Raw genomic sequence first — 13,177 nt, forward strand, 5'->3', positions numbered from 1 at the left:
CCGTAGTTCAATACCGGCGCTCGCCTTCGTGGCCGCCTGTGTATCCTGCTGGCCACCTGTGCTGCATTCAAGTTAGCGAAACACGCAATCAACGAGCTAAAAGATTGATATGATGCCAGGGTTAACCGTTTCGTAGCCTAGGCGCGGCTCAAACTTGTCTTTGGGGATTGCGCCGGAGACAGTTCCGGTTGAACGGTAATCCACCTCTGTCTTCTTCTTTTTCTTGATCGTGCCTGACAAATCGGCACAGAGTTGCGTTGTTCCTTTTCTGGCTACCACCTTTTTCTCGTGCGCAACGGCGGCGGTGGATCCGGCAATCACAATTGCCGCGCACACGATGGCCAATCTCATCGAATTTCCTCCCCAAGCGCCGGCCTAAGCCGCGGTAGATCTACCGACACTGGGGCCGAAGCTCAGGTCGGCATCTTGGCCGAAGCGCATTATCGCCGAGCCGATTGGCTCTGGCGCGTTATCAGCCTCTTTCAGGTAAAGCGTCTTCCTTCATTTGAGTGAAATCGAGCGATGGTTTCCCTTCGAACGCAGAATTACGGTGACAGTGCACTTTCGCTATGTTGGCCCGCTGCGGGCCTCAGCTGGATTAACCAGCTTCCTGGGCGGAGCATGGGCCTGCTCAATTGTGTTTTGACTATTTGGCTGCACGGGCGCGTAAAATATCCGGTTCGCCCAGTTGTGGGCGGACTAACTCAGGGAGGATAATGTTATGAAGATGAATCGACGTAATGCTCTCGCCCTTGGTGCCACCTCGTTGTCGACCCCGCTATTGGTTGCATTGCCGACTCCGGCAGCGGCCAAGACCTACGGTCCGACTGATGGCAAAGAGATTTTTCCCGGCGTTCGGCTCGTCGAACTGGGAACACGAGACTCCCATATCAAGGGGTACAAGAAAATCGCGATGGAAGACGTCGTGTATCAGCCAAAGGGATCTAGCCCGCTGGGGGATGTCATGGCCGACGACATGGTCTGCACGGTCACTGAAGGCGAGCTGCAGGTCACGGCCGGGGATATACAGTTCACAGCCAAGGAAGGCGATGTATGGAGCTGCGGTAAGGGTAGCACGAAGGAGGCTGCTACGAACAACGGGACAGTGGTCGCCGTGATGCGGGTGATTAACCTCAAGGCTGAATAAAGCCAAGTTGGCGATCGTGGGCGCAATCCGCGCCCGGGTGGAATCTTGCGGGTTAGCGATCTAACCGGCCAGCGCCATTCCAGTGCCAACGCCGATGGCAGAGGCCCATTAGAAGCTTCCCGGCCAGATCGATGGCCAAGACGCGGATGGCTCCCCAAACGTCTGCACGGGGGGCCTTATCGCGCTGGCAAGATCGTCAAACGTCGTTTCCATTCCTGGAGTCTAGATCGACACCGGGAATCTCTGAATTCCCCTGTTTGTTGTCCGCTAATTCAGCATGTCAAAGCAGCGGCTTCTTGCGCTTCGGCGGCCTGTACTTCTCGACCAGCCTGACCTTATCAATATCGTAAGCATCATTCGAACGAACACTTTTCGTCTACGAGGAGGGAAGGGAATGCGGTCGGTGGCGCTCTCAATACCTACACATAGCCGGCCGTCAGCAGTGGTGACGATGGCACCGTTCGCGGAGCCGGTTGCCGTTAAAAAATGTCGCGTTCGCGGAAGATATTTCGGATAACGCACCCACCTAGAAAGCACGGCAACTGCTTTCCTTGTGCCTCGCATAAGGCCTCAGCTGGGTTAACCAGCTCCCTGCGCGTCATTTGCCGATATAGGCGGCCAGCTCGTCAGGCGTCCCCATGGGAAAGGCCTGTTTCAGATGGTCGAGGAATGCGGAGACGCGGGCGCTCAGCAGCCGCCGAGAGGGATAGAGCGTCCACAGGGCGATGTCGGGTCGATCGAGATCCCCCCAATGTACCAGTGTTCCGTCCGCCAGATCATGGCTCACCAGCGACACAGGTAGGCGCGCCGCGCCGACGCCCGCTCGTACCGCATCCCGGACCATGATGAGTGACGACAGCGCAAGGACCGGCTCGATCGCGATTGTTGACCGGCCAGTGGGCGTCTTCACGTCCCAAGCCCCTCGATCGGCTGTCGAACGCATGACGGCCGGGGTCGCCAGACCGTCCGCCGGCCGGGCGAGGTGAGGACTTGCCACGACCACCAGTCGATCACGCAGAAAGGCTCGCCCAACGAGGCTCTCATCCGGATCCGGATTGACCCGGATCACCAGGTCAAATCCCTCTTCGATCATGTCGACGGCGCGGTCTTCGGTCGTGACCTCGAGCCTTACCTCCGGGTATTTCAGGGCGAAGCCGGCAGCGATCTTCCCCATCGCGGTCTGTGAGAACAGCACTGGGGCGCTGATCCGCAACCTGCCTCGCGGCCTTTCGCCGCCTGAGGCGATCGCGGCCGCTGTCTCTTCGAGCTCGGAAAGCAACCGGCCCGTGCGCTCGAAAAGCGCACGTCCTTCTTCCGTCAGCTTCAACGCGCGGGCGCCACGCTCGAACAGCCGTAGATCCAGACTGGCCTCCAGCTCCGCCACGCGTCGGGACAAGGTTGCCTTCGGGCGCCCGGCAGCGCGGGCGGCCTTACCGAAGCCCCCGTGGCGGGCGACCAGATTGAAATCGGCAAGGGCAAGTAGATCCATATGTTCCACCAATGAGACGGCGTGTCCAAATATAACGCCTACCGACACAAATGTGGATCACTAATTTCTGAGCAGCCATCCGGCTCAACTCAGGAGTAACCCCATGACCATTCTCGTTACCGGCGCGACCGGCAATGTCGGCCGCAACGTAGTCGAACAGCTCGTGAAGCGTGGCGCCCATGTGCGCGCTTTGGTTCGCGATCCCTCCAAGGCCAATTTCGCCGCTGGCGTAGATGTCGTGCAGGGCGACCTGCTCGATGTCGATTCCCTACGCAAGGCCTTCTCCGGCGTCTCCACCCTTTTCCTGCTGAACGCGGTGGTGGCCGACGAATACACCCAGGCGCTGGTAGCGCTGGCCGTTGCCCGCGAGGCCGGCATCGAGCGGATCGTCTACCTGTCGGTGATCCACAGCGACCTCTACGTCAACGTGCCGCATTTTGCGGGCAAGTTCGGCGTCGAGCGGATGATCGAGCAGATGGGGCTCAACGCCACCATCCTGCGGCCCGCCTACTTCATGAACAACGACATCACAATCAAGGACGTGGTGACCGGCTACGGCATCTATCCTATGCCGATAGGAGCCAAGGGCGTGGCCATGATCGACGCGCGGGACATCGGCGAGATCGCCGCGATCGAACTCATCCGCCGCGAGCAGGCCGCCGCGCCGCTCCCGTTCGACCGCATCAACCTGGTCGGCCCCGACACGCTGACCGGCGCGGATGTCGCGGCCATCTGGACGGACGTCCTCGGACGCCAGATCACGTATCCGGGCGACGACACCGCCGGGTTCGAGCAGAACCTGCGGCAGTTCATGCCGAGCTGGATGGCCCTCGACATGCGCCTGATGGCGGAGCGCTTCCTCACGGATGGCATGGTCCCCGATGCCGGCGATGTCGATCGGCTGACCGCGCTGCTGGGCCGGCCGTTGCGCTCCTATCGCGACTATGCGGCCGCAATTGCCGTCTGAGCCCCATCACCGACGTTCTGTCCAGGAGACATATCATGATTTACTCGACCGCTACCGTTCCGGTGAATCCACGAGGCGAGACCAAGCTGACCCGTGCGCAGATATGGCAGGGCCTGGAACTCAAGGCGCGCGACGCCCGCCTGTTCCTGCCCGCAGGCCTCTGCACCCGTTGCGACGTCGTGGAGGAGAGCGCGACCCACTTCGTGCGCGAAGCTATGATCGCCGGTACTGATCTGCGCGAGATCGTGACGCTTGAGCAGGAAGCAAGGTCACCTTCTTCCAGGCGACCGGTCCGCGCGAAGGCGCGGAAATCGCCTTCATAGCTAGTGGTCGGGTCATTCACATCAGTTGCGCCAACGGCAATTGCAACCAGCTGGTGAGCGAGCTGCTTTATAAGCACGGACGAAACGCAAAGCCAGTCCGTCAAAACGCGGGTGTAGATGACGTACTGCTTCACGGCTTTGTCCAGTTCAAGCGTTGTGCCTGACAAGGTGGTGGCCGAAGCATTGTCTAACGTCAACGTTCGTTGTGCTTGACAAGAACCGCAAGATTGAATGGAGGGGCACTGTTTGGTCTGACGGCGAGCCGAGTAGCGACGAGCCTCGCATGGGCCTGGTCCATCCCGCCAAAGTCGAAAGTAGGGTGTTCGTTGCGGGAACGGAAGGTCGACGCTGCGGAAGGGGGCATGGGGGTCTTCGCGCGAGCGGGTTATCCGATCCCCCGCTCAGAAATTTCTACCAAACATTCCTGACGGTTACGGCCCGAGCATTGTACGGTTCTTACATCCTGTTGATGTCGGTCAGGGAGAGAGTACTGTCGTCTCTTCGGCGTGCCCCTCGGGGATGGTCGGATGAGTGTCGTTCAAAGTGTCAGTCCAATTCTACATCAGGCTATTGCTGCACTCCTGAACGGGGCGGCTCGCGGAGACATTGTCTCGATCAAGGCTGCAATAGAACGAGTCCGCGTGACTGCGCCTAATCTGCGGGCATCTGACGAAGAGCTAACTGAGGCTATCCTTGAGGTAGCTTCCGCCACTGGCCTGTTCGTGTGTTTCGACGGCCGGGAGTAGCTCTCAGCCACGCGCCTCACTAATCCGCCTAACGTTCCCCCCCAGCATTCCAGGAATTTTGCTCATTGTGGCCCCGCGAGAGGGGGCGCGCGGTCCTGCTTGATCTTCGTAATTAGCAGGAACAAATCCGCTCGCGGTGCAGTTCGGTCCTTTTAAGCATGCAGGCCCGAACATGGCTGAAATCGATAAAGCCAAACAGAAGGTTATTGCCGAAGTTGTGCGGCGGTGGATCACTTCAGAGGTAATCCGCAATTACCTTCGCAACCTGCTAAATCTGCCTGTAGAAAGGGGAACTGCCGGCTGAGCAAAGGTATTTGCTGGAGGAACTTGATAGGGCCGACAAAGAGTGACGTATGGCCCCCCACTGGTTCAACCCTCCGGTCCCCGTCAAGACACAGCGTACCGGGATCATTCGCAACGTCAACAACGCCGAGACAGCCGGCGAGGAGCTGATGAAGTGGACCAAGCGTGGCCCTTGCTGGGACCTCGCGGTGCGCGTTTGCATGGCCGTGATATTCGACGAGATGGAACCCGAGGAGGCCCGCAAAGCATTCCTGGCTGCCGCGATGGAGGAGGGGACGTTAATTCCCCCAACGACAAATAGCTAAATTGTTTTGCGGTATAAGGTTCTATGTGTCTCTGACCAACACCGCCTTCCAGAAAGGAGCCCGCCGCCGGTGAGGGACAGGCGACGGACCCCCTCAGCGGCTGCATCCACGAAGACTCGACCGCTGCAAGTTCTAACCCCGCGAGGGCCTACATCGTTCCCTACAACCTGGGTTGGTCGGCAGGCTTGTGCCGCTCTAAGTTCCCCTTATGGCAACCCATTGGTTCTCCCCTCCGGTTCCTGTGACGACTGACCGTGCCGGTATGACCCGGAACGTGAACAACGTCGAGGCAGCCGGACAGGAGCTGATGAAGTGGACCAAGCGTGGCCCCAAATGGAACCAAGCGGTGCGCGTCTGCATCGCCTGCATTTCCGACGAGATGGAACCTGAGGAGGCACGAAAGGCATTCTTGGCTGCTGCCGAGGAGGAGGGGTGCTGCGCTCGTCTGATTAGGGCCGAATGTGCCAGTTACCCGAGCCCAGTTCCCAAACATTCCTGATCCCTAATGCAACCATTCCCTGATCTCCGAGTTGCGCGACAGGCGGGGAACCTCGGCCGACATGACAAAGCGCGACAAAGCTGGGCATAAGTCCCTTGCGGACGCCGTTCGGCAGTTGATCGGAACCGAAGACAATCGTCGTCATGTACAGAAGCTGTTTGGGCCAGTCGAAACAGAGCTAACCCCAACCCTAGCTTCATTACTTGAGGCGATTGGTAAGGCCAGAGACGACGAAACTCCCTAGCCGCTCTAAGTTCAGCCTCATGGCAACCCTCGGCATTGGCGCCGACTTGCTGGAGCTTTTCATGAAGGCCCGCGATGCAGGCTGAGCCGGACGAGGAAGATCAGCGCTGACCTACCGTTCCAGGGCGGGCCTCGGGTAAGGCATTTCAGATTTAAAAGGAAGGTCGGTTAATACCCCTCGGCGTCAGGCTTGACAGCGGTCCCATGTCGATTGTGAGTGCCGCCTTCCTCCTCTATGCGCGTGATCTCGCCGGCAAGCTCGATCTGCTGACCTCTCTTGATCTTGGACGTGCTGTCCACGATGCAATGCGGGAAGCCGTAGCTCGGAATCGAGACGCTTGTCCGGTCCTCAGTGACCCGCCTACGTATCGTGGCCGTGATCGCAACCAGTGCCCCGCGCCAGACGCTTGAGTCTGGAGCGGACGGTGCCTAGTCAAGATATTGCTAATATACATTCGGCCTGCAAGCTTCGCCGTTGGCGAGGCGGCCCAGCGGCTTGGTTGCGGGGGGGACGGCAGCTAGAGGCCGCTGGGCCTTGACGACCAGCGAGCTTAAGAGGAGGCCCTGTGCTGGCTGGTCAAAACCTTGCGCTTAGGGCAACGGAAAAGCATCATTCGAACGAACACTTTTCGTCAACGAGGAGGGAAGGGAATGCAATCGGCGGCGCTTACCCATTACATAGCCGGCCGTCAGCAGTGGTGACGACTGACACAGTTCGTGGAGTGGCGAGCGGAATCGTCGCTCAGCAATTACATTCTTCCACGATAGGGAATCCCAGACGCAGTGACCATGGTCTTGGCGTTGTCAAAACCGTGGTGTCAGCCAAAACAATGAAAACGCCGGAGCCTCTACGCCTTTGAAAAATATTGGCTTCCCGGGCCGGACGAAACTGCGAACTATGAGCTGCCGATTCCTCTCAAAACTGCGCCGCAGCCCGCCATCAAGACTCGCAAGCGTGACCGGGAGCGCGCCGTGCGCCTCCGATCAACCGGTGGGCCAAAACCATCTTTGAGGCAACGGGCAGTCGCACTCGCGAAGGAACGAGGCGTTGTGCGCACACACGATCTCACAGACATCGGCGTTCCCCGCTGTTATCTAACCCGGATGTGCGAGGGAGGGGCCGCTAATCAAGGTTCGCTATGGAGTCTACTGAGCAGCAGACGGGGAGGCGGCATAATTACCTTATGCGCGCCTGTTGGAACAACGTGATTGCGGCAAGGAGCGGACGTTGCCCCGCCTATGCGGCTTGCTCACTCTAGCGTCGGGGCGGTCCGCAGACCGTTGAATCGAAAAATCGCTACGAAGCCCACGGGCAGACCTTAGCCTCCCGCGCTGAGCATTTCGACGATTGTTAAATCCAAAGAATCACCACAGGACGGTGGCCGTCGAGCGAGTTTTTAGCAGCCCATTTCCGCAGCCTGTTAATGTGCAACTTGGGAAGCTGCCGACATCAATTCCTCGGGATTCGGCGCTCTGAAGGTGTTGAGGCCATCCTCCAGAACTTCAGTGAAGTTCCAGCGTACGATGCCCGCCCGGTCGATTAGGAACTGACCGACAAGCTGCGCCTGGCTGGAAGCCATCGCCTGCTGATCGACGTCCGTAATCTCATAACCTTCCTTCTTGTTAAGAAATTCATTCATTGCCATGACGTCCATAGGCTCGGGCAACTCGCCCGGGAGATGGAACGGTATCGCCATGACCGTGTCCATCCCGACCTCGCGCAAGCCGAAAGCACGGTGCGAGGCTCGCTCCGGGTCGGATGCGGCGAGAAGATCGGGTGCCGGGTGGTAACGGAAATAGAGCCGCGCCCGCTCGACCGGCGTATTGACCACAGCCAGGCATTCGACGCCTTTCTCACGCAGGGCCGGCTTAAGTTGCGCCATCGCCGCGACATGGCGCCGGCAGAACGGACAGTGCAGGCCTCGGAACAAACCGATCAACAACGGGCTACGGTCTCGAAAATCATCGAGCGCGATCTTGCCTTCGCGTGAGATCGCATTGAGCACAACATTCGGTGCCCGGTCGCCCGGCTGCAGCGGGCGGTCAACACTACTCGTGGACATGGCCAACCTCCTCGCCCTGGGTCAGTCAGGGAAGCAGCACACCTAGCGTTTCGGAGGCGATCAAGTGCTGGGGGCGAAAGCTTCCTGTGCCAAGGCAATAGCTTTCGACCTCAGCCATATTGCCGAGGTCGAGATTACGCGCGTTGCAAGCCCATCATAACACGAAAAAGCATCTGCGTCGCCAGTCCTGCGATCGGCTTGCGAAGAATAGGCGGGGCGGGCGAGGCCGCTATTCTGCGCTTGATTTCATCTGTCCTCGATGCTCTGACACGAGATCGAAGCGTAGGGAAAAATCGCACGCCGGCCTGCAAAATCGCGACTTGGCGTAGAAAAGGCGATGGCTCCCCGGGCCGGATTCGAACCAGCGACCAACCGGTTAACAGCCGGTTGCTCTACCACTGAGCTACCGGGGAACAGAGGCTCTCATGTGAGTGGGGCAGCCTATAGCAAACCCGTTTCGGCTTTGCAAAGAAGCATTTCGCATTTTTTCGGTGCTTTTTGGCGCAGGGCTTTCTGGCAATGGCCGGCGAGCGCCCTCATATGAGCTGTCTCTCGCCTGTCGGGGAACGGAAAAGGCCGTTGCGGCTTTCTCCGGCTGATGGTGCTACTGATGCAAACGGATCGACATTTCACATGACGGCAATGAGCGACGAACAGCCACCGGCCCGGAAAATCTCGGTCTTCGGCCGCCAGTTCACCATGCCGCGCTCGCGCGGCCTCAGGATTGCGATCGGCGTCGTGCTGATCATCGGCGGCATTCTCGGCTTCCTGCCGATCCTTGGGTTCTGGATGGTGCCGATCGGATTGCTGGTGCTCTCCTACGAATTCGCATTGGTGCGTCGTCACCGGCGCCGCTTCGTCGTCTGGTGGGAGCGACGGCGTCGGCCGGATTGAGGTTGCCCCGCTGACAGGCCGACAACAGGCAATTGTTTGAGAGCGGCATGATCCTTCTTGACATCATCGAGACTGGTCGAAGCACCCTTCCAGACGTTCGCAAAGCTCCTTGAGAACGGCGGTAGCCGATGCCAGCCGCGCCCGGTCGCGCGGCGGCAGGCTGTTTGCGCCTTCTATACTGAGGCGGTCGATGGCATAGCGCACAAGCTCTGCAGACTGCGACAATCCGCGCGGTGTGCCGTCTTCCGTAGCTGCTCGACGCATGGCGGAGCCTCCTATCTGCCCAACGTGGCCGCCGGGATCGGGTTCCTCTCGCCGAGAATCGTGCTTAACGATAAGCTAATATGTTATTGCTAGCATGGTATTGCGTTGATAAGCAGTGCCTCGATGTCGGAAGAACCGTTGGGAATGCATGGTGGCCGCTTGACGGCATTTTCGCCGCAACCTATTGGAGCCGGGTGGAACGCCGGGAGCAATGAGGCCTCGTGGCGGAGTGGTTACGCAGAGGACTGCAAATCCTTGCACCCCGGTTCGATTCCGGGCGAGGCCTCCAATGCCCGAGCTCCCGCGCGTCAGCGCCAGGGGGCTTCAGTTCCGGTCGAAACAGCCGCGGCCTTTGCGCGGCAAGCGGATGGTTGGAACATGAGCGCTGATTTTGCCGAACGCCGGGTGAAGATGGTCGACGGCCAGATCCGCACCACCGACGTGACCAGCGCGCCGTTGCTAGAGGCGATGCTTGTCGTGCCGCGCGAGGCCTTTGTCGGCGCCGGCCAGCGCGATCTCGCCTATATCGATGAGGACATCCGTATTGCCGATACGGCCGATGGCCCGCGCTATCTGATGGAACCGTCGCCATTGGCCAAGCTGATGCAGCTGGCCGATATCGGCCCAAGCGCTTCGGCACTCGATGTCGGCTGCGGCACCGGCTATGCGGCGGCGATCCTGTCGCGGCTGGCAAAGTCCGTGGTCGCGCTGGAAAGCGATCCGGCGCTGGCCGAAACCGCCACTTCGACGCTTGCCGCGCTGGGTTGCGGCAATGTCACGGTGGTCCAGGGGCCGCTGCCGCAAGGCCATGCTGCCAAGGCGCCTTACGACGTGATCCTGTTCGGCGGCAGCGGCGGGGAGGTGCCGGCGGCGCTGTTCGACCAACTTGCCGAAGGCGGCCGACTCGTCGCCGTGGAGGGGCAGGGCAATTCGGGCGTAGCCCGGCTTTTTTTTAAGACTGGAGGGGTTGTAACGGGAAGACGCGCATTTAATGCGGCAATTAAGCCACTACCTGGATTTGAACGCATTCCCGCCTTCGAATTCTGAGTGATTTTGCCTTGCAGCGAAGGCGCTGTCATGATCGCTTGCGTTTGAACAATCGTTGCTGATCTGCATAACCGGGTGTTTCTTGGGGGCTTTCAGCGGGGGAACGATAAAAAACGCGGCGCCGGCTGATCAGAGGAGAAGCCAGCGTGGCGCAGTTCCCGTGCAAAACGAATGAGGGAATATAACGTGCCGTCTGTACGCAAGTTGCTTTTTATCGCTGTCCTCGTTTCGGCGACCGCGCTTTCTCCATTGGCCGCCTCGGCCGAAACGATCATCGGGGCCCTTTCAAAGGCCTACCAAAACAATTCCTCGCTCAATTCGACACGCGCCGGCGTCCGCGTCACCGACGAGGGCGTTGCCATCGCCAAGTCCGGCTGGCGCCCGACCATCACCGGTTCCGCGGACATCGACTACACCAGCACCCACGTCAATGGTACCAGTCGAACCTCACGCATAACTACCGGCAACTTTGGCGTCCAGATCAATCAAACCCTGTTCGACGGCTTTCAGACCAGGAACAATGTCGCGGCCGCTGAAGCGCGGGTCAGCGCCTCGGTCGAGAGCCTGCGAAACACCGAAGAAAACACCCTTTTCAACGCGGCAAGTGCCTATATGGACGTCATCCGCGACCGCCAGATCGCGGTGCTGACCGAACAGAACCTGCAATTCCTGACCGAGCAGGCACGTGCGGCGCGTTCGCGCTTCGAGGTCGGCGAAGGCACGCGCACCGACGTCGCGCAAGCCGATGCTTCGCGCGCCTCCGCGGTGGCGCAGTTGAGCGCCGCCCGCGCGACAGCGCTGGCAAGTGCTGCGACTTATCGCCAGATCGTCGGCGACGAGCCGGGCAAGCTCAGGCCGGCTTCGCCGCTGTCGAAGCTGCTGCCGTCGAGTCTCGATGCGGCGATTGCGATCGCATCGGCCGAACATCCGGCCATCCTCGCCACCGAGCACCTGGTCGACGCGGCGGCGTTTTCGGTGAAATCGGCCGAAGGCGCGCTGCTGCCGCAGCTTTCGGCTAGCGCCGGCGTTTCCGGCGACTATCGCAACACGGTTCCGGGCGTCCTTGGGGCATCGCAGGATGGCACAAGGACGTCGGCGAACATCGGCGCGACACTGACCGTGCCGATCTATTCCGGCGGACGCACCTCAGCGACCGTGCGCCAGAACAAGGAATCGCTCAGCCAGGCGCGGATCGAAGTCGACGTGAGTCGCGACCAGGTGCGCCAGGCCGTGACATCGGCATGGACGCAATATACCGCCGCGCAGCAAAGCGTCACGGCCAACAGGCAGGTGGTCGCCGCCGCGCAGCTTGCCTTGAACGGCGTCATCGAGGAGCGCAATGTCGGCCAGCGCACCACGCTCGACGTTCTCAACGCGCAGGCGACTGTCATCACCGCCAAGATCAATCTTGCCAGTGCCGAGCGCGACGTTGTGGTGGCAAGCTATGCCATCCTCTCGGCAGTCGGTCATTTGTCGGCAGACCGCCTTGCGCTCAATGTGACGAAGTACAGGCCGGAAGAGCATTACAACGCCGTCAAGGACAAGTGGATCGGTCTGCGCACGCCGGACGGCCGCTGATCGCCAAGCCGTGTTTTCAGCCCGCGCTCGAACGACGCGCGGGCTTCCACTCCCGACCCTAATCTGTTGAAATCCAAGATGTCGCCAGATTGGGGATTCTCGCAGGGCGTTCCGTCGGTTACGCTGTCGCCATGATTCGAATCCGGCATTGCCGGACAGGAAATCTGAGAACGAGTCACAAGGGCGGCGGATGTGACGATGGCGACGGCAAGCAGCGTACAGCGCGAACCTTCCATGGAAGAGATACTGGCTTCCATCAGAAGGATCATCGAGGACAGCGATACCGGCCGCAAGCAGCCGGGCGACGCGGACGAGCTGCGCCAGGATCTGCAACCGGCGCCGGCAGCCGGACGGGCAGCGGAGGGCGATGCGTTCCGTTCCGAACTGCGCGGCGGACTGGAGATCGCCAAGCCGGCCACGCGGGCCGAGGTGCAGCCATCATCCGCGCCCGTCAATGCGTATACGGAAGTGCGTCCCGGCCCGGCAAAAGCGCCGGTCACTCTGGCTGAGGTGAACACCGCTCCCGAACCGCCCGCAAAGCCGGATCGGCCTGCGACGGCCAAGGCTGCCGAGACGACGGACACCATCATTGCCGATTGGCGGCGCGAGATCGCAGCGGTCGGCGACGCGATGGCCAAGCCGGACCGGGCCGAGCCACCCCGGACGCCGGACGCCGGGCCAAAAGCCGAGGTTTTCGAAGACGAGGCGACTGCTGGACCTGCGCCGGAGCCTTCTGAAAATGGGTCGCAGTCTTCGGAAAGCGGCCTGGAACCTTCGAAAATCGGCCCGGGACCTTCGAAAATGGGATTGGCGAGTTCGGCGGCCAGCGAGGCGCCGTACTCTCGGCCGGCGATCCTTTCGGAACATACGGGGCGGCAGGTTGCCGCCGCCTTCGGCGAGCTTTCAGACGCATTTGCCAGCCGCAGCAAGAAGACCTTCGACGAGATGGCCGAGGAGATGCTGCGGCCGATGCTGCAGGACTGGCTGGACAACAACCTGCCGACGCTGGTCGAGCGGCTGGTGCGCGAGGAAATCGAGCGCGTCGCGCGCGGCGCGCAGTAGCAATTCGGAGAGCCGCCGATGGGCGGCGCTCGACCGGCAAATCGTCGAAGTCGGCGCTGCCCGTCATCCGCCTGCCGGCACCCTCCCCGTATAGTGACGGGCAGAAGGGGCTGACCGCAACCCCGCCGCGTTTTCCGCAACGTTCGTGATTGGCGAAAGCTTCAGTACAGGAGTGCAGGCGTCTTTCTCCCCGTCACTACACGGCGAGAAATGCCCGGTCCACCCTCCGCAGCTTCAGCGCAGCTGC

13 protein-coding genes, 2 tRNA genes and 1 pseudogene are annotated in these 13,177 nt (G+C 60.6%); 11 read left to right on the plus strand and 5 right to left on the minus strand.

Annotated elements, in window-relative coordinates:
- Window positions 1-96: 96 nt before the first annotated feature.
- Window positions 97-351: a hypothetical protein gene (locus NKH63_RS03555; RefSeq protein WP_023720036.1), complete on the minus strand. Its 255-nt coding sequence runs from the start codon at window positions 349-351 to the stop codon at window positions 97-99.
- A 370-nt stretch (window positions 352-721) separates the two neighbouring features.
- Here NKH63_RS03555 and NKH63_RS03560 point away from each other — a divergent pair, with 370 nt between their 5' ends.
- Window positions 722-1,147 carry a hypothetical protein gene (locus NKH63_RS03560; RefSeq protein WP_352484232.1) on the plus strand — a complete coding sequence of 142 codons (426 nt, stop codon included), beginning with the start codon at window positions 722-724 and terminating at the stop codon, window positions 1,145-1,147.
- 598 nt (window positions 1,148-1,745) lie between these two features.
- Here NKH63_RS03560 and NKH63_RS03565 read toward each other — a convergent pair.
- Complete coding sequence (locus NKH63_RS03565) at window positions 1,746-2,636, minus strand: LysR family transcriptional regulator (RefSeq protein WP_023720038.1); 891 nt, start codon at window positions 2,634-2,636, stop codon at window positions 1,746-1,748.
- A gap of 103 nt (window positions 2,637-2,739) precedes the next feature.
- Between NKH63_RS03565 and NKH63_RS03570 the strand changes: the two genes are divergently transcribed.
- The 5 genes and pseudogenes from NKH63_RS03570 (at window position 2,740) to NKH63_RS03590 (ending at window position 5,779) form a co-directional block, all read left to right on the plus strand.
- Window positions 2,740-3,603, plus strand: a complete 864-nt coding sequence (locus NKH63_RS03570; RefSeq protein WP_352484233.1) for an SDR family oxidoreductase — start codon at window positions 2,740-2,742, stop codon at window positions 3,601-3,603.
- A gap of 35 nt (window positions 3,604-3,638) precedes the next feature.
- Window positions 3,639-3,916 (plus strand): annotated as a pseudogene (locus NKH63_RS03575) (AtaL-like protein); the annotation flags it as partial.
- A gap of 928 nt (window positions 3,917-4,844) precedes the next feature.
- Window positions 4,845-4,976: a hypothetical protein gene (locus tag NKH63_RS03580; protein WP_280940424.1), complete on the plus strand. Its 132-nt coding sequence runs from the start codon at window positions 4,845-4,847 to the stop codon at window positions 4,974-4,976.
- 49 nt (window positions 4,977-5,025) lie between these two features.
- Window positions 5,026-5,280: a DUF982 domain-containing protein gene (locus NKH63_RS03585; RefSeq protein WP_023720040.1), complete on the plus strand. Its 255-nt coding sequence runs from the start codon at window positions 5,026-5,028 to the stop codon at window positions 5,278-5,280.
- Window positions 5,281-5,488: 208 nt separating this feature from the next.
- Window positions 5,489-5,779 carry a DUF982 domain-containing protein gene (locus NKH63_RS03590; RefSeq protein ID WP_023720041.1) on the plus strand — a complete coding sequence of 97 codons (291 nt, stop codon included), beginning with the start codon at window positions 5,489-5,491 and terminating at the stop codon, window positions 5,777-5,779.
- A 1,664-nt stretch (window positions 5,780-7,443) separates the two neighbouring features.
- Here the strand turns inward: NKH63_RS03590 and NKH63_RS03595 are convergent.
- A complete protein-coding gene (locus NKH63_RS03595) occupies window positions 7,444-8,085 on the minus strand; it encodes a peroxiredoxin-like family protein (RefSeq protein WP_352484238.1) in 642 nt (213 codons plus the stop codon).
- A gap of 338 nt (window positions 8,086-8,423) precedes the next feature.
- A tRNA-Asn gene (locus NKH63_RS03600) sits at window positions 8,424-8,498 on the minus strand.
- 220 nt (window positions 8,499-8,718) lie between these two features.
- Here NKH63_RS03600 and NKH63_RS03605 point away from each other — a divergent pair.
- Complete coding sequence (locus NKH63_RS03605) at window positions 8,719-8,979, plus strand: hypothetical protein (RefSeq protein WP_023676401.1); 261 nt, start codon at window positions 8,719-8,721, stop codon at window positions 8,977-8,979.
- Window positions 8,980-9,042: 63 nt separating this feature from the next.
- Here the strand turns inward: NKH63_RS03605 and NKH63_RS03610 are convergent, their stop codons facing one another.
- The gene (locus NKH63_RS03610) at window positions 9,043-9,243 is read right to left on the minus strand and encodes a hypothetical protein (protein ID WP_352484234.1); all 201 of its coding nucleotides are present in this window, start codon (window positions 9,241-9,243) and stop codon (window positions 9,043-9,045) included.
- Between the two features lie 215 nt (window positions 9,244-9,458).
- Here NKH63_RS03610 and NKH63_RS03615 point away from each other — a divergent pair.
- The 4 genes from NKH63_RS03615 (at window position 9,459) to NKH63_RS03630 (ending at window position 12,930) form a co-directional block, all read left to right on the plus strand.
- Window positions 9,459-9,532: transfer RNA gene (locus NKH63_RS03615), tRNA-Cys, on the plus strand.
- A gap of 89 nt (window positions 9,533-9,621) precedes the next feature.
- Window positions 9,622-10,290, plus strand: coding sequence for a protein-L-isoaspartate O-methyltransferase family protein (locus NKH63_RS03620; protein WP_352917638.1), 669 nt, complete (start codon window positions 9,622-9,624; stop codon window positions 10,288-10,290).
- A gap of 186 nt (window positions 10,291-10,476) precedes the next feature.
- Complete coding sequence (locus NKH63_RS03625; protein WP_352917639.1) at window positions 10,477-11,868, plus strand: TolC family outer membrane protein; 1,392 nt, start codon at window positions 10,477-10,479, stop codon at window positions 11,866-11,868.
- Window positions 11,869-12,066: 198 nt separating this feature from the next.
- Entirely contained in the window at window positions 12,067-12,930 is an 864-nt protein-coding gene (locus tag NKH63_RS03630) for a DUF2497 domain-containing protein (RefSeq protein ID WP_352482113.1), read from the plus strand.
- Window positions 12,931-13,177 lie beyond the last annotated feature (247 nt).

The organism is Mesorhizobium sp. M0960, from assembly GCF_040319055.1.
Lineage (GTDB): Bacteria > Pseudomonadota > Alphaproteobacteria > Rhizobiales > Rhizobiaceae > Mesorhizobium.